18 protein-coding genes and 1 tRNA gene are annotated in these 20,304 nt (G+C 47.1%); 4 read left to right on the top strand and 15 right to left on the bottom strand.

Translation table 11 applies throughout. From position 1 onward, the window contains the following. Positions 1 to 17: 17 nt before the first annotated feature. Together DESAL_RS09055 and DESAL_RS09050 are read right to left on the bottom strand one after the other, a co-directional pair. Positions 18 to 977, bottom strand: coding sequence for a DUF368 domain-containing protein (locus DESAL_RS09055; protein WP_015851686.1), 960 nt, complete (start codon positions 975 to 977; stop codon positions 18 to 20). A gap of 6 nt (positions 978 to 983) precedes the next feature. Continuing rightward, the gene (locus DESAL_RS09050) at positions 984 to 1,628 is read right to left on the bottom strand and encodes a protein-L-isoaspartate(D-aspartate) O-methyltransferase (protein WP_015851685.1); all 645 of its coding nucleotides are present in this window, start codon (positions 1,626 to 1,628) and stop codon (positions 984 to 986) included. 237 nt (positions 1,629 to 1,865) lie between these two features. Here DESAL_RS09050 and DESAL_RS09045 point away from each other — a divergent pair, with 237 nt between their 5' ends. Continuing rightward, on the top strand, positions 1,866 to 2,303 hold the full coding sequence (locus tag DESAL_RS09045; protein ID WP_015851684.1) for a CBS domain-containing protein: 438 nt from the start codon (positions 1,866 to 1,868) through the stop codon (positions 2,301 to 2,303). Positions 2,304 to 2,402: 99 nt separating this feature from the next. Here the strand turns inward: DESAL_RS09045 and DESAL_RS09040 are convergent, their stop codons facing one another. The 3 genes from DESAL_RS09040 to DESAL_RS09030 all read right to left on the bottom strand — a co-directional run bounded on the left by DESAL_RS09040 (position 2,403) and on the right by DESAL_RS09030 (position 4,959). Next, on the bottom strand, positions 2,403 to 2,852 hold the full coding sequence (locus tag DESAL_RS09040; protein WP_015851683.1) for a metal-dependent hydrolase: 450 nt from the start codon (positions 2,850 to 2,852) through the stop codon (positions 2,403 to 2,405). Between the two features lie 156 nt (positions 2,853 to 3,008). After that, entirely contained in the window at positions 3,009 to 4,169 is a 1,161-nt protein-coding gene (locus tag DESAL_RS09035; RefSeq protein WP_015851682.1) for a SufB/SufD family protein, read from the bottom strand. 25 nt (positions 4,170 to 4,194) lie between these two features. Beyond that, entirely contained in the window at positions 4,195 to 4,959 is a 765-nt protein-coding gene (locus tag DESAL_RS09030) for an ABC transporter ATP-binding protein (protein WP_015851681.1), read from the bottom strand. 282 nt (positions 4,960 to 5,241) lie between these two features. On the opposite strand from DESAL_RS09030, the gene DESAL_RS09025 reads away from it, so the two are divergent. Both DESAL_RS09025 and DESAL_RS09020 read left to right on the top strand, forming a co-directional pair. Next, on the top strand, positions 5,242 to 5,985 hold the full coding sequence (locus DESAL_RS09025) for a Smr/MutS family protein (RefSeq protein WP_015851680.1): 744 nt from the start codon (positions 5,242 to 5,244) through the stop codon (positions 5,983 to 5,985). Continuing rightward, entirely contained in the window at positions 5,986 to 7,008 is a 1,023-nt protein-coding gene (locus tag DESAL_RS09020) for an STAS domain-containing protein (protein ID WP_015851679.1), read from the top strand. Between the two features lie 84 nt (positions 7,009 to 7,092). Here the strand turns inward: DESAL_RS09020 and priA are convergent, their stop codons facing one another. The 8 genes from priA to ftsH all read right to left on the bottom strand — a co-directional run bounded on the left by priA (position 7,093) and on the right by ftsH (position 17,089). Beyond that, positions 7,093 to 9,435, bottom strand: a complete 2,343-nt coding sequence (gene priA / locus DESAL_RS09015; RefSeq protein WP_015851678.1) for a replication restart helicase PriA — start codon at positions 9,433 to 9,435, stop codon at positions 7,093 to 7,095. Between the two features lie 2 nt (positions 9,436 to 9,437). Continuing rightward, positions 9,438 to 10,088, bottom strand: coding sequence for a hypothetical protein (locus tag DESAL_RS09010; protein ID WP_245543803.1), 651 nt, complete (start codon positions 10,086 to 10,088; stop codon positions 9,438 to 9,440). A 104-nt stretch (positions 10,089 to 10,192) separates the two neighbouring features. Further along, on the bottom strand, positions 10,193 to 11,062 hold the full coding sequence (galU, locus tag DESAL_RS09005) for a UTP--glucose-1-phosphate uridylyltransferase GalU (protein ID WP_015851676.1): 870 nt from the start codon (positions 11,060 to 11,062) through the stop codon (positions 10,193 to 10,195). 52 nt (positions 11,063 to 11,114) lie between these two features. After that, on the bottom strand, positions 11,115 to 12,464 hold the full coding sequence (gene glmM, locus DESAL_RS09000; protein WP_015851675.1) for a phosphoglucosamine mutase: 1,350 nt from the start codon (positions 12,462 to 12,464) through the stop codon (positions 11,115 to 11,117). 37 nt (positions 12,465 to 12,501) lie between these two features. Continuing rightward, positions 12,502 to 13,413, bottom strand: coding sequence for a CdaR family protein (locus tag DESAL_RS08995; protein WP_015851674.1), 912 nt, complete (start codon positions 13,411 to 13,413; stop codon positions 12,502 to 12,504). Positions 13,414 to 13,417: 4 nt separating this feature from the next. After that, positions 13,418 to 14,164 carry a diadenylate cyclase CdaA gene (gene cdaA, locus DESAL_RS08990; RefSeq protein ID WP_015851673.1) on the bottom strand — a complete coding sequence of 249 codons (747 nt, stop codon included), beginning with the start codon at positions 14,162 to 14,164 and terminating at the stop codon, positions 13,418 to 13,420. Next, entirely contained in the window at positions 14,164 to 15,006 is an 843-nt protein-coding gene (folP, locus tag DESAL_RS08985) for a dihydropteroate synthase (RefSeq protein ID WP_015851672.1), read from the bottom strand. The genes cdaA and folP overlap by 1 nt, the downstream gene beginning before the upstream one ends. 13 nt (positions 15,007 to 15,019) lie before the next feature. After that, positions 15,020 to 17,089 carry an ATP-dependent zinc metalloprotease FtsH gene (gene ftsH / locus DESAL_RS08980; protein WP_015851671.1) on the bottom strand — a complete coding sequence of 690 codons (2,070 nt, stop codon included), beginning with the start codon at positions 17,087 to 17,089 and terminating at the stop codon, positions 15,020 to 15,022. A 196-nt stretch (positions 17,090 to 17,285) separates the two neighbouring features. Between ftsH and DESAL_RS08975 the strand changes: the two genes are divergently transcribed. Next, positions 17,286 to 17,379 (top strand) — tRNA-Sec (locus DESAL_RS08975). A 235-nt stretch (positions 17,380 to 17,614) separates the two neighbouring features. Here the strand turns inward: DESAL_RS08975 and DESAL_RS08970 are convergent. Together DESAL_RS08970 and DESAL_RS08965 are read right to left on the bottom strand one after the other, a co-directional pair. Next, complete coding sequence (locus DESAL_RS08970; protein WP_015851670.1) at positions 17,615 to 18,076, bottom strand: hypothetical protein; 462 nt, start codon at positions 18,074 to 18,076, stop codon at positions 17,615 to 17,617. A 10-nt stretch (positions 18,077 to 18,086) separates the two neighbouring features. Continuing rightward, positions 18,087 to 20,210: a PP2C family protein-serine/threonine phosphatase gene (locus DESAL_RS08965; protein WP_015851669.1), complete on the bottom strand. Its 2,124-nt coding sequence runs from the start codon at positions 20,208 to 20,210 to the stop codon at positions 18,087 to 18,089. Positions 20,211 to 20,304 lie beyond the last annotated feature (94 nt).

The raw sequence follows: 20,304 nt of genomic DNA, 5'->3' as shown, positions 1-20,304 counted from the left end.
CCTATCCCCGGTCAACTTCAGCTGTCCTTGGCTGAAGATACCCATTCCAAGATAATCACTGCTGCGAATCCGGCAACCATCAGCAGCACGGCACTCGCAAATTCCCCGTCATAAGCAGGAGGCAAAACGTTAGCCTCGCTCAGGACATGAGTTTTACCCCGAATCACCACAGAATCGAGAACCTCTTTCCAAGGCCATATCTTACGCATGGCCCCGGCCATAAAGCCGGTCAAGAGACTCACAGTCAAAGCATGATGTTTTTCCAGCAGAAAGTGCAGGACACGGGAGAAAAGAGAAATACCGAAAGCACAGCCGCAGACAAAAGCCATCAAAATGGCCCCGTTATCAAGGGTTGCGGGATTGCGGATGGCTCCGGTGATAAATTCGTATTTACCCAACAGCAAAAGGATAAACGCTCCGCTGATGCCGGGCAGGATCATGGCACAAATGGAAATGGAAGCGCAGAGAAAAACAAACCAGAGAGTGTCAGGAGTGGTTACAGGAATCAGCCCCACCAGGAAATAACTGAAAACAGCACCGACAACACCGGAGAGCACATTCTTAGTTGAGAATTCCCCGACCCTTCTGCCAACAACCAGAATGGACGCAGCAATAAGGCCGAAAAATAAAGACCAGACCTGTACCGGATGCGTGCCAAGTAAAGTATGAATAACTCGGGCCATGGAAACCATAGCCACGACAATACCAAACAGGAGAGGGATCAAAAATCTAAGATGCGCCTCAGCAACAGCCCCTGTCAGATCAAATTTCAAGAGGCTCTTAATAAACTTTCCGTTAAAAGAACGGATGGAATCAATAAGATTATCGTAAATTCCAGTGATGAAAGCCATAGTTCCACCGGAAACACCGGGAATGATATCAGCTACGCCCATACAAATTCCTTTTAGAATAAGTACAAGGTAATCACGAATAGATTCCGGCCCCGGGCCATTCTTCCATGCTTGGATAAAATTCATTATGACCTACCAGCCCTGTTTACCCACAAGATCAACAAAGGCACAGCCGCCCATGTCGGTGGTTTCAATTTTTCCGTCCGTTTTAGTCACCAGCATAAGCCGTTGCACCCGCCTCTGTCCGCCAACGGGAATCACCAGTATCCCCGGATCAGCCAGTTGGTCTATGAGATATTGCGGTATTTCAGGACCACCGGCAGTGACAATTATACGGTCGTATGGAGCGTTTTCCGGCCAGCCCATTGTCCCGTCATCCAACTTCAGCTGAATGTTGAAATATCTCATATCGAAAAGAAGTTTGCGAGCGGAAATAAAGAGCTTGCGAATCCTCTCCACGGAAAATACATCGGCTCCCATTTCTGCAAGCACGGCAGCCTGATACCCGGACCCGGTTCCGATCTCCAGAACCTTATGCCCCGACTCAATCTGCAGCAACTCGGACATAACAGCTACAATATAGGGCTGGGATATAGTCTGCCCTTCTCCAATGGGCAGGGCACTGTCAGAATAGGCACGTGAAGCAAGGGCGTCCTGTACAAACATGTGTCTCGGAACTCTACGCATGGCATCAAGCACATTCTTATCCGCAACACCGCGGGCTGCAATCTGCTCTTCCACCATTTTCAATCTGGAGCGCTTTGGGTCTATACGCACTTATCCCCCGTCAGCCGAAAACCGATCACGGCATGGCCTGAAAAATTATTTTTAACGATGAATTCCCGAACAAATAACACAGCCGGATTAATTCATTGTTTGCAGTTGAAAATCAGATTTTAGCGGCCAAGTCAACCTGAATGGCATGAATTGGCATTTAAAGCTGTTTTTTCCACATACATCTTGACACAAAAGCGACATAAAGAGAGATTAAAGTAAGGCCAAAAGGAGGAACACATGCTGAAAGTCAACGATCTCATGACCACGGAACTTTTCACCTTAAGTGAATCTGACAATTTAAAAATGGCCAGGTCACTTATGGACCTGCAGCGCATCAGACATATCCCCATTGTAAATGATGAACGGGAATTTATCGGGCTTGTAACCCACCGCGACATCCTGCGAGCCACAATCTCACAACTGGCCGACATTGATCCTGCAACTCAAGGAGAGATTGATTCAGGAATCCCTGTCGGAGAAATAATGCGGACAGACATTAAAACCATTTCAGAAGACACCTCATTGAAAGAAGCAGCTGTACTTCTTCTGGATCACAAATACGGCTGTTTTCCCGTAGTAAATGAAAAGAACGGGTTAATCGGCATCCTGACCGAAGCTGACTTCCTCAAGCTGACCATCAGCCTAATGGAAGCACTGGAACAAAACGACGACTAAACTTCCCTCCTCCTGAAAAATCAGTACAACTTTATGTGCTGAATTTTCGAATAAAACAACAAAAACGGGATTGTGCAATACGCTCAATCCCGTTTATTTTTATAATTCCCTATCCAGCAGCAGGTGCGAAAAATACCCGGTCACAAAAGCCACATAATACGGCAGCAAGGTCGGAAACGGCTGCCCATAAACATAGTAAGGCAAAAGCAGCATGGGCATGGGAACCATTAACATGGCCCACCATGTATGAGTCCAGCCGCGATGCGCGCTTATACCGGGCAACATTGCCAGAATCCCAAGATATGCCGCCCATTGAAACTGATCAAAATAAATCAGGGTAAGCGACAAAAGCAGCATGCCCGAATAGTAGATTCTCTTTCCCTTTGAATCTGTATCGATATCCGGGAAAAGCGCACCCAGCACACAGAGAACAAACAAAACAACAACCTGCTGAGGATCAATCACATACAAACCGATATTAGCCAATCCCAGAAGAACCAGCGCGCCGGCCACAATAGAACCGCTGACATGAACCTTATATCCCGGCATCTTCTAACCACTTATTTTTAAAAGACATAAACATAAAACAGAACCTAAACTTTCTGTTTATGCGTATATGAAATTACGCAATTATTGTCCATCGGCCAAAAAAAGAGTGCCTCCCCTAAGGAAAGGCACTCTTTGAGTTGCATATGCGTAAAAAGACTACATGGATTCGTTAGCGTCAAGTTCCTCGATCTGTTTATCGATTTCCTTCTGCAATTTTGCAGGCAGACCCATGATATCAACGTTCAGGAAGCCACGTACGATGGTTGAGGTTGCTTCGTCCTCATCCATTCCGCGAGCCATGAGATATTCGATCTCTTCCTGCGCAATTTTACCAACTGCGGCCTCGTGGGAAAGCTCAACACCTTCAACAGTACCTTCCAGTTCGGGAACTGCATGAATGCGTCCACCGCCGAGGATAAGGCCCTGACACTCGATGTGTCCACGAGCGGGGACATGGTTACCCTGAATATGACCACGGGAGATAATGGTACCGCCAGTGGTGATAGTACGGGAAATGGTTTCCGCTTTGGTGTTGGGAGCATTCTGGATAATGCGGGTTCCGGTATCGATATGGGAACCTTCAGGTGCAACCAGAACGGAATTGAAACGAGCAACCGCACCTTCACCGTTCAGGAAAATGGTCGGGTAAGACTGAAGGTCCTTAACGCGCTTCATGAGCACATAGTTGTTGATGAGAGATCCACCCTCTTCGACAACGCCCACGGTGCGGGGACGAACAACAGTATTTTCACCCCAGTTATGAACCATGGTGAAAGTGAGTTTACCGCCCTTTTTAACGTAAAATTCGGAAAGACCGAAATGACCGCCGGAAAACTTGTCATGAGCAGCAGCACAACCAGTGATGATGTGCAGTTCGGAATCTTCCTCTACAACCACGATGTTATGGATGTTCTGGCCGGAATTTTCAGCCTTGAGGAACAGGCAGGACTGAACAGGTTTTTCAATCTTCGCGCCTTTTTTAGTGCGAACGAAATAACCGCCGTGCAGATTATCTGCAGCGTTGCGGGTGAACTCGTCCTTATCTTTATCAATAAGTTTGAAGAAGTAATCTGGCAGACCGTCATATTTTTCAAGAGCCTTCTTGATATCCATGACTTCAACATCTTTATCGTTGCTGCCGCAGTGTACGTTAGAGTGGTCAACCTGCATGAAGGTAGCACTGACGTCTTTGGCATCAACGTCAACACCAGCCATGATCAACTGCTCTTTTTCTTCAGTTTCAATTGAGGAAAGATCTTCAATTACTGCGTGTTCCAGACCATCAAATTTAAAATCGTTCAGATCAATTTTTTTCATGATATTTCTCCGTGGATTTACACTGCTAGTTCAAGCATTTCACGCATTCTTTGTATCCGTACTTGCGGATGTGCTCCAGAATGTCGCGAGGTCTGGCTTCACAGCAGAGGTGTCCGTTAAAAAGGACCTGTCCACGGTCAGCATTGATGTAATCCAGAATGTGTCCGGTATGGGTAATAATCAGGCCGCAGGTCTCAGTGCCTTTTTTCATCTTCTGCTCTTTCATGCTCAAATCAAGACAGGGCTTGATTTCGCCATCAAGCAGAGTGCGGACCATTTTACCGATCAGGTGCATATTTTCGAGGTCAACGCCGGATTCGGGCTCATCGAAAAGCAACAGGCCGGGATTCTGCGCCATAAGCTGAAGAAGTTCGGAACGCTTGATTTCACCGCCGGAAAAACCGGAGTTGATGTCGCGGTCGAGAAAATTGGTCATGTTGACGCGCTCAGCAAGCATCTCGACATCCACATCGGAACCGTTACCACACATCTTTACCAGATGACGGGTCTTAAGGCCGTGAATGGTCGGAGGACGCTGGAAGGACATGCCGATACCAAGACGGGCACGCTCATAAATGGGGGCGTAGGTGATGTCTTCACCTTTGAAAGTAATCTTGCCCTTGGTAACATTATAGTTGCTGAAACCCATCAGGGTCATAAGCAGGGAGGTCTTACCGGAACCGTTGGGACCGAAAAGAATGAAAGTCTCACCTTCTTGTATATGCAGGTTGAGGCCTTTGATGACCTCCTTGTCGCCGATATTGACGTGCAAGTCTTCTATCTTAAGCATTGAAATTCCTCACTTTATAAGCGTATAGCCAAAAATGGAGTTATTTAGTCGAATTAAGTACGCCTTGAAGAGCTAATAAAATTCACTTTTCAAGTCCAGAATAAATAATGATTAATTTCACAATATCCTGAATTGGTATTAACGCGCACGCTATGAAAAATGGTGACGACTCCTGAAAAGTCAAGCCATAAAATAAAAAAACTCAAATTTCCTGAACACAAAGATTTACTTCACACCGGATAATGACTAATTTGACAGCTCATTTTTTCAGGAGATATTTTTATGGCTAAAAAGAAAATGAGTTCCCTTTCAGATCTGAAGGGTTTGAAATTCAAAAAAGATAATAAAGAAGAACATGTGCCGAAGGCGGTAAGAAAAGCACTGGAAGCAGTGAAGAAAAAAACCGCCCCAGTGGAACCGGAAGAAAAGGAAATTGAAGTGGATGATGATCAGGCATTTATGGATGCCATGGCAGGTGTTGAGCGCATGGACCGCTCCACCGTTACGCCCAAAAAACCAAAACCGACCCCTGCCCCCAAAATGTCAGAAGAAGACGAAGGTAAGGAATATTTGAGCAGCCTTGTTTCCGGCAAAATTGAATTTGAGCTTGAATATTCTGATGAATTCATGTTCGGCTACGTGCGCGGAACCGACTCCAAAGTTTTTCAGAAACTAAAACAGGGAGCATTCAGCTACGAATCACATATCGATTTGCACGGCATGAATTCAGAACAGGCTTTCGACAATCTGCTCTTTTTCATCCGCGAATCATTTCTGCAAGGTAAGCGCTGCGTTCTGGCTGTTACCGGACGGGGCAAGAACTCACCCGGTGGTCATTCTGTCCTTAAACGTGAAATTCAGGAATGGTTGACCCGTGATCCCTTCAGGCGCGTTGTACTTGCCTTTTGTACTGCCCAACCAAAGGATGGCGGTGCCGGAGCGATATACATTCTGCTGCGCAAACAGAAAAAGGTTCAGGGCAAGGTAAAATGGGACAAAGGCATAAACTGGGGTAAAGACATTTAAATGGAAATTTTTGATAATCCGGATCGCATAAAACTGGCCTTTGGAATTCCATTTTTTAATATGGATTTCAATGAGCTTATGCTTACCGTGGGAGAACGGGCCGGCGCAAAAGATAAAACCATGATCTTTGCGCCATCATTCCCATGGATGCTGGATTATGCAAAATCTCCACACATCTGCCCTTTTTATGCAGATTTCATTCTCCCAACGGATTCAGAGATTATCAACTTAGCGCAAAAAGCTGAAATCAAACTGAAGATGCCCTTGGAATATTTTGAATTCCCGGAACAAATTGCCCGTATCTGCGCCCACTACGGTTTCAGCCTGCTCCACGTTTCAGAGAATGCACTGAAAACCGATATTCTTGTCCGCGACGGCTATGTTCCCCTCTCTTGGGACCTGTTTACCCATTTCAAAACAACAGGTGATCTGGACGAAATAGATATCCAATCTATTGTGGGCAGCGCCAACAACCTGCAACCCGACATTGTGCTGATATCTGCCCCACCGGAATCAATCAGCAGTTCTATTCCCAAAATTTATGAGCAGTTGCCCGATTGCGTGCTAATATGCATTCCGCATGACATTGATAAGAATAAGATTGCGGATAAAATGGATAATATTTTTATCCCTTTGCTTCTTCTACGTGATGAGATCAACTATCTGGAAGAAATCAAACGCACAGCGTCCATGTCCCTACCTTCTTCGGTCAGCTTCGATGAAAGCTGCACTCCACCGAGTATAACCATTTCAGGAACTCTTGATACCGGGACAGCTCCCGATTTGATTCGTACCGGAATTCGTATGCTAGAGCGGAACTTCGTTCCCACACTGGATTTATCCAAAACTGATTCAGCTTCAGTCAAAGGGATGGAGGCTCTCTGTTTTCTAAGCCGTAGATTCCGTGAAGCAGGTAAAAAAATCACAATAAACGAAATATCCGACAACCTGCAAAACGCCCTGCACCGCTCCGGGTCCATGACATGCTTTGCTGATTATCCCGGAATCTCTGATGAACAGTAAGAACAACTGTTAGGGATTCCAAAGGGGCTTAGCTCCTTTGGCCGCCGGAGACGAAATCACCTATCAAAACGCGAAGCGTATCAATTACAACATATTCACCGGATCAAGGTCCATGGTGATACGAATCTGTTTCTTATCAGGGTTGCGGCGCAATATCTGAGCATAGAGTTCTCGGGTTTTCATCCAATCATCAGACTTAAGCAGACAATTGAATCGCTTACGGCCACGCAACTGAGCCAGCGGTGCAGGAACAGGCCCCATAGCCATGATACCGGACTCTTTTGCAGCCTCGCGAATCTGGCTGAAAAACGGAGGACAAAGGTGCTCACCCTCCCAGCCCATAGGATGACTGATGCGGATTAGAGTAAGCTTGGTGAACGGAGGATAACGGAACCTGCGTCGCTTCTCGATTTCCTTCTCAAAAAAAGTTTTGTAATCGGCAGACGTAACCGCTCCCCATATCGGGTTCTGCGGGTTGCGGGTCTGGATAATTACCTCACCCGGCTTCTCGCCTCTGCCGGCACGACCGGACACCTGCACCAAGAGCTGGAAAGTGCGCTCTGCTGAACGATAATCAGGAAGGTTGAGCCCAAGATCGCCCTCGGAAACTACAACCAGTGTCACGCCGGGAAAGTTATGTCCCTTGGAAAGCATCTGCGTACCGACCAATACCTGCGCATCACCACGGGCAAAACTTTTCAGAATTTCATCCAAACGTTCCTGTCTGCGGGTGGAATCGCGATCCATACGCAGAATTTTCGTTTCCGGCGGCAAAGCCTTGGCAACCTGCTCCTCAAGACGCTCCGTACCTCCACCGAGCGGCAGAAGATTGCTACCACCACAGATAGAACACGGTAAAGGGAAGTGGTATGCATTGCCGCAATAGTGGCAGATCACCCGCTCACGCCCCTTATGATAGGTCATGCTCACGTTGCAATGCGGACACTTGAAGGGCTCTTCACAATCCGTGCAATAAATCAGCGGTGAAAAGCCGCGGCGGTTAAGCATGACCACCGCCTGTTCACCTTTAGCAACGACCTCTTTCAAGCGGGCTTCGGTTTCCGGCGCAAAAGGCTGTTCAGGGTTCTTAATGGCGCTGGTATCCACAACTTTAACTGCCGGAAGCATGGATTTACCGACGCGCTTTTCCATGGAAATAACTTCAAAAGCACCCTGCTGCGCAGCATGAAAAGTCTTGATATCGGGTGTTGCCGAACCGAGGACCAGCAGACTTCCGGTCATATGGGCCAGCACGTAGGCAACTTCCTTGGCCTGATATGGCAAACGCTCTTCCTGCTTGTAGGATTCGTCATGCTCTTCGTCCACAATGATCAGGCCGGGATTACGTACCGGAAGGAATAGAGCTGAACGGGTCCCCACAATCAGTGCGGGACTATCATCCTCAGCTAATGCACGAAAGATCGCTTCCTTGCGCACCGGAGTCTGGTAACCATGATAAAGATATTTGCGGGCATCGGGGAATAACGGACAGATTCCGTTCCAAAGAGCATAAGCAAGAGCTATCTCCGGGACCAAAACGATCACAGATTTACCCTGTTCCAGACACTTCCGGGCCGCAGTCATGTAGACAAGAGTCTTACCGCTCCCGGTGATCCCATGCAGCAGCTTGACCGTGCTTTTGGGCTCGTCAAGAGCTGCAAGAAGTTCATCAATGGCTCCCTGCTGTTGCTCAGATGGCGTAAAATCCCACTTAGGCCCAGTTGCAGCACATTTCTCGGCTGGATTACGTTCTTCTTCCGGCGGAGGACCGATCTTGACCAACGAATCGGAATGAAGCTTCTTGATCACTCCGGTGGTCCAGTCACCCATGATGTTTTTCAGAAAGCCTTTTTCACGGGGACCGTTTTCGAAAATAAATTCGAGAATCTGCAACTGACGGGCAGCATTGGGACGAACAGGCCACGGGGGGTCGGAAGTGAGGCTGACGTACTCTTCCTTTTCAATAGCGGCAGGCAGGCTGACATTCATTCGCCCTTCATCATAAATCTTAACCAGCTCCATACGCTTTTCAGCAGGCATGCGCCCGATATCCAATGCCTTAAGCCGTGCCGGTAATGCTCGATCAGCGACCTTAAAAGAAACTTTAGCACTGCGAAACCGCTTGGGAACTACATTTTCCAGCACTTTGCCCAAGGGCTGCATTTGTCGGGCACCGATGTTGCGGTACAATTTGAAATGATTGGAATTTAGTAAGGGGTCGCGCTCTAAAGGCCAGATTATAGATTTGAGTTCAACACCTTCCGGCGGAGTTTCCACTGTTTCAATGAGGAAAGCTACGCGCACGGAACGGCCCAAAGGCACGAGAACCCGCTGCCCTTCCATAAGTTTGGGAAGGTCGGCGGGTGCTTCGTAAGTGTAAATTGAATATGGTGGGCTGGCGAGGCAGGCCTGCCAGAGTGTAGTCATTTCTATTCCGATTTATTAAGTCTGAGGCATTTCTTCAAAAATTCATACACATGCCCGGAAGGAACTCCACATCCATTGGATTTTTTTATCGCAGCCGGAGAGAATACTGCCGGGGCCATCTTTTTGCGGATGCTTTTCCACTGGATATTAAAATCAAGGACATCTTCGCCCATTTTTAAGGTTCCGGTATGGGGCAGCATAAAACCGGCAAATTTGGAATAAGTGCCAAAACTGATTTCCTGCTGGGGACCGAGGACGACCTTAAGCGGTGCAAAATTTTCATTATCAAACCAGATCTGAGGAGAGCGATCATCGCCCTGCTCCGCGCCGAAAACAAAGGCCGGAGTATCTTCATGAAACCCATAGCTTTTGGTGGCATTGTTCATGCCGATGGACATCCAGTCGGAAACCGGATCATCAGGAGCCCAGAACTGAAGCATGGAAACAGGCATTTCCACAGTGGCAGGGCATTGGGCGATCGTCTTAAAATACTGCCCGACAGATTTCGCCTCTACGGTAGCATTGCTCCCAGCCTCGGTAAAAGTCTGCTGCCAATGATCATGACCACGCTTAATAACGAGTTTTGTTCCCGGTTCTGAGGGGAAAGTCAGTTCCGCTTCAAATGAGTTCAAAGCACCATATTTCTGGTACATTGTTTCATTTACATCCTCATCAGACGGAAAAAAAGCCCTTGCCGGGCTGCTAATAAACAGACACACGGCAAGGACTGAAAGTATCACATAAGTATTTAAATTCTTTACGAACAAGACAAAAGCTCCCGCAATCTGGCTACAACGTCATCACGCAGCCCCTCGTCCTGAAGGGCGAAGTAAATATTTGCGGTAAGATAATCTACCCAGTCCCCGGCGTCAAACCTTTGTCCGCGAAGTTTCACGGCCAGCAGTTTGTTATCCTGAGCGAGTCCCTGCAAAGCATCAGTGAGCTGAATCTCTCCACCTACACCGGGCTCAAGGCTTTCCAGATGATCAAAGATTTCAGGCAGCAGGACATAGCGTCCGACAATTGCCAGTCTTGAAGGAGCCTGACCGATAGCCGGTTTTTCAACCAGAGAGCGAACACGATACATTCCCGGAGCGAACTCTTCACCCTGAATAATACCGTAACGGTTAACCTTGTTCTCAGGAACTTCAATAACGCCGACAACAGCCATATTTTCAGTACGGGCAGCATCAATGAGCTGCTTGATACCCGGCTCCATACCGAACATGAGGTCATCACCGACCATTACGGCAAAGGGATCGTTTTTGCAGACTTCCTTGGCACAGAGAACTGCATGCCCAAGACCAAGCTGTTTTTTCTGGCGTACGGAAATGATGTTAACCATCTCCGCAACCTTTCTAACTTCCTCAAGGGCTTCGGTCTTGCCGCCGCGCTCAAGCACGTCTTCAAGAGAGAGGTTGTAGTCAAAGTGGTCTTCAATGATCTTTTTGTTCTGGTTGTTAATGAAAACAACATCGGTCAGTCCACTGGACATGGCCTCTTCCACCACATGCTGCACAACCGGCTTTTTGAAAATAGGCAGCATTTCCTTGGGAATGTTCTTGGTGGCAGGCAATGATCTTGTACCCCATCCAGCAACCGGAACAATAACTTTCTTGATGACCATTGGTTACGATCTCCTTATGATATCAGTGCTTAACCAGCAACTGAACTAATTATCAACGTAAATGCTCTTCCAAAACTCCTGCAAGCTCGGAAGTATAAAGTTCGACTTTGGAACTGTCTTCCGCTTCAACCATTACTCTGGCTACGGATTCAGTCCCGGAATAACGAAGCAGAACACGTCCCTTTCCGGCCAATTCCTGCTCTACCTGTTTGAGTGCATCCTGCACAGCAGGAACTTCCTCAAAAGGCCTTTTCCGCTTAACATGAACATTCTGTAATTTTTGCGGATAAAGTTCAAGTAGTCCGGAAAGTTCGGAAAGCGGCCTGTTCTTGACACACAGTATACGCAATAACTGTAAGGCTGCAAGCAGGCCATCGCCTGTGGTGCTGAATTCTTTGAAAATAAGATGGCCGGACTGCTCCCCGCCAAGGATTGCTCCCTCACGGCGCATGGCTTCTACCACGTAGCGGTCACCGACCGGGGTACGCAGTAAAGAACCGCCATTCTCTTTCATGAAATTTTCCAGAGCCATGTTACTCATAACGGTCGCTACCAGCATATTATGATTGAGCTTACCGCGCTCCATCAGATCAGCAGCACACATGGCCATAATCACGTCCCCGTCAAGGACCTGCCCTTTTTCATCAACGACAATCAGACGATCCGCATCACCATCAAGAGCCAAACCTAAATCAGCATGCTCTTCAACAACCCTCTGTCCAAGGATATCGGGGTAAAGGGAGCCGCATTTATCATTAATATTAAGACCGTTGGGCTTATCACCGATACGTACAACTTCTGCCCCCAGTTCTTCGAACATATGCCCAAGACTGTAGGCTGCACCATTGGCGCAGTCCAGAACCAGCTTTACGCCATTGAGAGTCATATCCTGTGGGAAACTGTACTTGAGATAGACAATGTAACGTCCACGGGCGTCTTCGATTTTGTAAGCACGACCGACTTTCTCGGCCTGCGGATAATCCCACTGGGTATCCTGCGAAAGAACCATATCAGCGATTTCATCTTCAACAGCATCGGGAAGTTTGTGACCGCTGGAATCGAAAAATTTAATGCCGTTATCCATAAACGGATTGTGGGAAGCAGAAATAACAATACCGAGATCTGCACGCATGTTGCGAGTCAGAAAGGAAACAGCCGGAGTCGGCATGGGGCCGACTTGAAAGACATCCATACCCATAGCGCAAAGACCTGAAGTCAAAGCAGACTCAAAGACATAACCCGAAAGGCGGGTATCTTTACCTATAATAACTTTGTGGCGCTGCTTTCCATTACGAAAGTAAGATCCTGCCGCAAGGCCCATACGCAGAGCCACCTCTGCAGTCATGGGAAAAATATTAACCTGACCACGCAGGCCGTCAGTTCCGAACAAACGTTTACTCATCCATCTCTCCAAAAAAAATGCAGGCCGATCAAATTATCTACGGCTCCTGCCTCGCTATAGTTACAGTTATTGCTTCGGGTTTTCTCTTTGTTACTGAACAGCCTCTAGGCAGAGTAACTTCGTAGGGAACAACGTTATCCCCAACAGGGATTGTTGCATTCAAATCAATTGAAGCAGTAATCTCATCTCTGAATCCTTTCTTCCTGAAGAAGGGTTTAGGCCCTTCCACAAGCAGCCTGACGTAATTCTGGCTGGCCGCAAAGTCAACATCATCAGGCCCTAAAATATATAACGGCACCTTCACCCACATCTTTCCTGAGCGAACCGCAAAATCAAGTCCCACACTGACCAATCCCGGATTGGACTCCACAGTGTCCGGTAATTGCAGGGGAACTTCCCCTCTCCAGTTGCCCGGAGAATCCGTATCCAGCATGATACGCTGAGTTCTGACCTGTTCTATTTTTTTTAACACAGAAGCCGGACCGCGAAGAGTAACTTCATCCGGTTCACTGTATTTTTTCTTCAAGGTATAATCGCGGTGCAGATCCCCTTCCCATGAAGGAACCACCCGGACCCGCTTCTTCACAAACATATCCATGACAAGATTTATATGCGAAGGACTTATCTCCACGACTTCAAGAGCACTGCCCAACCCCAGATTTTCCGGCACAATGGTCACCGGGTTATTTCCTACAACCAGATGACCAGTATCTAGGGAGTAGGCCACTTTTTTTGTATCCAGACTACGAATCAAGCCCTTGGGCCCGCGCAAACGCACTGAAACCTTGCTGATCATACCGTCCTGGATGATCATTCCCTGAGGGGGATTAATTATTTCAAGTGGGAATTCCACCCATGTCTCAACGAGATCACGCCCGGTAACCAAGTACCAGGTTAAAACGGCCATCATGACGGCCAAAGCTGCTATTTTCCAGTGCTGTACTTTCATACCATCAAGTCAAAACGTTTTTCAGAACCCTTTTAAGCCGGACAATGTCGAGACTGGTGGTCAACTTGCCACCAATAGCCGCAGACATAGTTCCACGTTCCTCTGAAACAACAAGAGCAATAGCATCAGTTTCCTCACTGATGCCCAATGCCGCCCTGTGGCGGGTACCAATAGCGCTCTGGCGGGTAGAAACATGTGCCAGAGGCAAAATACAGGAGGCCGCAACAATCATATTAGATTTTATGACCACAGCCCCGTCATGCAACGGGGTATCAGGCCAGAAAATATTTATCAGCAACTGCTTGCTGACCCGTCCATTGACTTCTACTCCCTTCTCAAGGATATCGCCTAAGGGGACATTTTTCTGGATAACCAGCAAAGCTCCAATCTTCTGGCGAGCCATGGAATCCATGGCTGTGCAGATTTCATCAATGACAGCCATCTCAAAATCCTGCTTGCGCCAAAAGCGCCCTGCGCCCATCTGGGCCAGACCTTTACGGATATCACGCTGAAAAAGAATAATAATTACAAGAAAGATAGAACTTAAGAAGTTGGTTAAAAGCCAGTTGAGAGTATAAAGACCGAAGACATCGGAAAGATAGTAGACCAGAAGAACCAGCAACAATCCCCAGATAACAGCAGCCGCACGTGTTCCACGCACCAGCAGGATGATGTAAAAATAGACAATCGCTACCAGTCCGATATCCAGCAGCTCTTTCCAGGAAATTTGAAAGCCTAGAAATTCAAACATCAATTATCTCCGCCGATCTCCTTCACTATTCTCAATGTCTGGCTGGTCAGGCCGACTTCATGCACCCGGTGAATAGGAACTCCCCGGGCAGCAAGGACAGCGGTTGCTGCCTGAGTTGCATTTTGTCTCTCTCCAGCTTCCAGACCCAGTAACTTGCCCCACAAAGACTTATTTGAAAGTCCCATATATATAGGAAATCCCAAACCCATAAATCGGTCAATCCTGCGTAAAATCTCAAGATTGTGGTTAAGTGTCTTTCCAAAACCAATGCCGGGATCAAGTACTATTCGATTTTCCGGTAAGCCTGACTTTATGAGTTTTTCAAGACTTTTTTCAAAAAAACTCAAAATATCCTCTATGACATTATCATAAGTCGGCGACAATTGCATCTCTTCCGGGGTTCCCTGACTATGCATAAGAACGTAACCGGGTTTGAGATCAGCAACAACATCAAGCAGTGCCGGGTCTTGAGCAAAGGCGGAAACATCATTAACTATAGCCGCTCCGGCCTCAACGGCCTTTCTGGCAACTTCACTCTTAACCGTATCAACCGATACTACATAATCACGACTGAGTTCACTGATAACGGGAATTACGCGAGACAATTCATCATCAAGCGAAACAGGATCTGCAAAGGGCCTTGTACTTTCACCGCCTACATCGAGGATATCCGCGCCCTGTTTTGCGAGCTGGCGGCCATGTTCTATAGCCTGCTGCGGATCATAATTCTTTCCCCCGTCATAAAAAGAGTCAGGGGTGACATTAACAATACCGGCAATAAAAAAAGGGGCAGGGCCTAACACCCTCCCCCCTTTAATTGTCCATGAATAATTACGGGACATAAATCCTGATTCCTTATTCGGAATTTTTTTTATCTTCAGAAGCCTTAGGCTCTTCAGCTTTAGCTTCTTCGATTTTCTCTTCTTTAACTTCAGTCTCTTCAGATTCTTCCGAGAGCTTGAATTCTTCTTTTTCTTCCGGCTGCTCATCAAAGGAGAAATCTCCCTTATCTGCATCTCCTTCTTTTCCGGATTCGGAAACAGGAGTGTACCCGGATTTACCGGCAGAACCATAAGCACGTGCCGGAGAAGAAGGCTTGGTCTGAGCAACAGTCTCAACCGGGGCAAGCTCGCCACCTTCCATGAGGGTATCAATGTCGTCACCGCTGATGGTCTCACGATCCAGAAGAGCATCGGAAACTTTGTGCAGCATATCCTCATTTTCACTGAGCAGACGATTGGCTGTTTCATAAGCAGTGTCGATGATTCTTCTAACCTCGGAATCGATGAGGCGGGAAGTATCTTCACTGAAATCCTTATGCTGAACCAATTCCTTGCCAAGGAAAACCTGATCCTGACTTTCACCGAAAGTCATAGGACCGAGCTTCTCACTCATACCCCACTGACAAACCATGGAACGGGCCATTTTGGTAGCGCGCTCAATGTCGTTGCTGGCACCGGTGGTAACCTGATCGAGGATCAGCTCTTCTGCCACACGTCCGCCGAGCAGCATTACCAGGGTATCTTCGAGGTATGCTTTATTGTAGTTATGACGATCATCCACAGGCAGCTGCTGGGTTACACCCAGAGCACGGCCACGAGGAATGATGGTTACCTTGTGTACGGGGTCACAGTTATCAAGCAGCTTGGCGATGAGAGCATGACCTGCTTCATGATAAGCAGTGGTTTTCTTCTCTTCGTCAGTAAGAATCAGACTGCGGCGTTCACGACCCATGAGGACTTTGTCTTTGGCTTCTTCAAAATCCACCATCTTGACGTAGTCCTGATTGTTCTTTGCAGCGTAAAGAGCTGCTTCGTTAACAAGGTTCTCCAGATCAGCACCGGAGAAACCGGGGGTTCCGCGAGCAATGACATCAAGGTCAATTTCACCAGCAAGAGGAGTCTTACGGGTGTGAACCTTGAGGATATGTGCACGACCCTGAACATCAGGGGTAGGCACAACAACCTGACGGTCAAAACGACCGGGGCGCAGCAGCGCGGGGTCAAGAACATCGGGTCTGTTTGTTGCAGCGATGAGGATAACACCTTCGTTGGACTCAAAACCGTCCATTTCAACCAGCAACTGGTTCAAGGTCTGTTCACGTTCATCATGTCCGCCACCGAGACCAGCGCCACGCTGACGGCCGACTGCATCAATTTCATCAATAAAAATCAGGCAAGGTGCATTTTTCTTACCCTGTGAGAAAAGGTCACGCACACGGGAAGCACCAACACCGACAAACATTTCAACAAAGTCGGAACCGGAAATGGAGAAGAAAGGGACACCGGCTTCCCCGGCAACAGCGCGGGCAAGCAGGGTTTTACCGGTACCGGGGGGGCCCACCAGCAGAACACCCTTGGGAATACGTCCGCCGAGACGGGTAAACTTCTTGGGTTCGCTGAGGAACTGAACAACCTCGGAAAGTTCTTCCTTGGCTTCATCAACACCGGCAACGTCTTCAAATGTGACTCTTGCTGTCTCTTCATTAATCATCCGCGCACGGGAACGTCCGAAAGACATGGCACCGCCACGACCTCCACCGCCACCTTGCATTTGACGCATAAAGAAAATCCAAACCCCGACCAGAAGCAGCATGGGGAACCATGATATGAACAAAGTCATATACCACGGAGCCTCTTCTTCCGGCTCAGCCACTACTTCGATTTTGTTTTTCAGCAGATGCTGGACAAGGGCCGGATCATCAGGGTTAAACGTGACAAAACGTTTGTCACCAACCATAACCCCGCTGATTTTCTGCCCCTGAATCTTAACTTGAAGGACTTCACCTTCATCGACCCTGCTCAAAAAGTCGGTGTAGGAAAGTTTGAGCTGGGAAGTCTGTGGCTGGTTAAACAGATTGAACAAAACAATCATCACCAGCATGATGGTTACCCAGACCAAGAGATTCTTGGCAAAACTATTCAAAGTCTATCTCCTTGGATATGCGCCCGGCCTGCCTAAACCTGTCAATATGCGGCAAGCATCGGACTGTATTTACATTTTTTCTTCAGTTTCAATCAGCTATTAATAAGACTAATTTGGCAAAAGGCAAGTCATATTCAAAAATATTATTGTACTTGCGCTTTGCCATCAAAATTGTTAGCAAATTCTTCTTCGAAGCGGAAGTGTATCGTAACCGGTGTTGCGCCTGGACTTCAAATCCAGTGGACGGGTTAACCCTCGTCGGTAGGTTCGACTCCTATACACTTCCGCCAGATATTTCCAACCCCTTGTTACGCAAGGGGTTTTCTTTTTATACCTGTGGAGCGCTGTTCCCGCAATCCAAATTCGGACGATTTTCGCACATCACAGCACAAAACAAACGGTTTATGGTATATGCATAAGCCACATATAATTCGTAAATATATATCCATAAAATATGGAAAACAGAAAGGCTGCCCTCCATAACCAGAAGGCAGCCTTTTTCATCTTTAAATAGTAAACAGATGGCTACATGCCAGACATACCTTTCACATCCTCAAGGGACTTTTCCATTTTCTCAAGACCGCTGTCCATCATCTGGAAACCTTTATCATCGCCTTTCTTGACCAATCCCATACCTTTCATCATTTCCATCATACCCTTATTCGCGTGCCCCATTGAACCTTTAACCATGGAATGATGCTCGCCGCCCTCGGCACCCTTTTCAATCATTTTCATGCCGTTATGCATGGGCATCATTTCCTTATTCATGAGTCCCATACCTTCTTTCATAGTAGCCGGGTCATGCATGAGTTTTGCCCCGTGCTTCATATGGGCAAGACCTTTTTCCATCATGGCGATACCGTCATGCATGGAGCCTTTCATTTCTCCCTTGCCGTGACCGGAATGATTCATATCCATAGCGAAAGCAGCGCTGGACATTACAAGAATAAAGGCCATTACTACGCTGATGTTCAAAATTTTCTTCATGTTACAACTCCTACTGTGTGTTGTTTTCTTTTTTTATGACCACTACGGTCAGATCATCTTCCTGTTTTGTTCTTCCGGTAAAATCCTGAACGGCAGCAAAAATACCGGATGCAATAGACTCTGCTGAAGAATTTTTCTTCAAATTAATCAAATCCCACAGCCTTTTCTTACCGAAAAATTCACCATCTTTATTGGATGCTTCCCAAATTCCATCAGTACCGAGAATAAGGATCTGCCCATCCTTAAGCTCTGCACAACAATTCTCGGAATACTCGACATCCTCAAATGCACCGAGAACAATCCCTTCGCCCTCAAGCCTTATGAAATCGTTCTTTGCAAAATCAAAAATCAACGCCGGTTCATGCCCGGCCCTGACCCAGCGCAATTCACTTTTGGCAGGATCGAGCTCAACCATGAGCATAGTCATGAATTGGCCTGTTTTATACGTATCCTGAGCAACAAGCCTATTGACGTCAGTCACAATCTCTCCAAGCTGTCCGCCACTAAGTGTCCGCGCCCGCAGATATCCACGCACAGACCCCATAAGCATTGCAGCCGGGACACCATGTCCGCTGACATCACCGATGGCAAAACGCATGTTCTCTCCATCGCGTTCAGGTCGGATATAATCAAAGTAATCTCCGCCCAGCTCATCACAATATTTGCTTTCACCATAAATATCATAACCCTTAATGTAGGGAGAATTTTGCGGCAATAAATTGGTCTGAACTTCCATTGCCACATCAAGGGCACTCTTGATTTCAATATGTTCCCTTAATGACGGAGCCATTGAGTTGAAATCACGGGCCAGTTCGCCGACTTCATCATCGCCGGTAATTTCAACATGAGCTGAAAAATCACCGGAAGCGATACGCTTAACCCCTCTGGCAAGGATCAAAATATTTTCAGTAAATCTTCTTGAAAGCAGAAACGCGAGTAGTGACACTAGCAATACGACAATAATCAAGACAAAGATCGTATGCAGATATTGCTCTTTGATTGCTGTCTGAACATAAGATTTTGCTTTATCAGCCGGGGCCACTACATCATCGTGAGGAAGTATCAAAACCAGTGAGACACCGCGCGCATCCGGTGCGGAAAAAGCCCAGATACTATCTCGCCCATTATACGGCATACTCATAACGCCGGACTTACCGGCTTCCAAAAATTTATGAAATCTTGAAAACAAGGTTGCATCAGTAGAAGACAAAAGCATCTGAGTGGAGGGAGGTTCCCACATATGCATCATACTTTTGCGGCTGGAAGCGGCAACCTCTTTTGCAACCACTTCAACACCGCTGGTTCCATTACCATTCGGTTCAAGACGCACCAGCAGGGAATCAATGTTATGTGAAAACACATCAAGATGATTATAGCCGTGCAGAAGAGTATCAAGTGGGACATCTATGGAAACGCTCCCAACTGCCTCCTTCTTTACAAATACCCCCAAGGAAGCAGTAAGAACAGTACGCCCGGTTAGAAGATCTTTCTGAGGAAGAGACCATGAGGGAACCGGATTCTTATTTATTATCGGAACAGTCTTATGCATACTCATTCGCATTCCGGTTGTTGCCGGATATACAAGACTTTCCCCGGAATTGAACACAGCCCTGATCCACAAAGTCAGTTCAGGATTTTTCAACTCTACTGCTTTCAGTAAAGGCAAAACAGCGTCCGATGTTCCATAAGGAAGTATGGAACTCCGACTGGAACTATGCGCCGCAGTATATCGAACTGAATCAAAATCAAGTACATATGATCCATGCATCATATTTTGATCACGCTGTTCATATTTTTCTTCCAGTCTCTCAATATCTCCCTGCTCTGAATTGCTGCCCAGAAATACTTCAGGAAGACTGAATTCATTGCCGTCTTCAATCCATGCTGAAAGCTCTGCTGAAACCTGCTGTAAATTAAGCTCTACGATCCTACGTTGCTTGGACAGAACACGGGCATGGTCCTCTACGAGTCTTTTCAGCTCGACACTGCTTTTATTGACCAGCTCCTTACGCACCTCCCCTCCGATCTCATCGGAAAGAGATCTCAATGAATCAAGCACCCCGGCCTGAACCAGAATAAGCGGAAGTATTGATACCGTAAGCAGGAGCAAGAGCAGTTTAAAGCGTATTTTCATATATTAACCTTCGAATATGAGCATTTATCTAAATTGAGAATTCTAGCAGCCTAAAGAATACACTTTTACACGCTTTACTCCCAGAATTATGGTC

This window comes from Maridesulfovibrio salexigens DSM 2638, assembly GCF_000023445.1.
Lineage (GTDB): Bacteria > Desulfobacterota > Desulfovibrionia > Desulfovibrionales > Desulfovibrionaceae > Maridesulfovibrio > Maridesulfovibrio salexigens.
The sequence above is the reverse complement of the archived record's forward strand: the minus strand, read 5'-3'. Positions and strand labels throughout refer to the sequence as shown.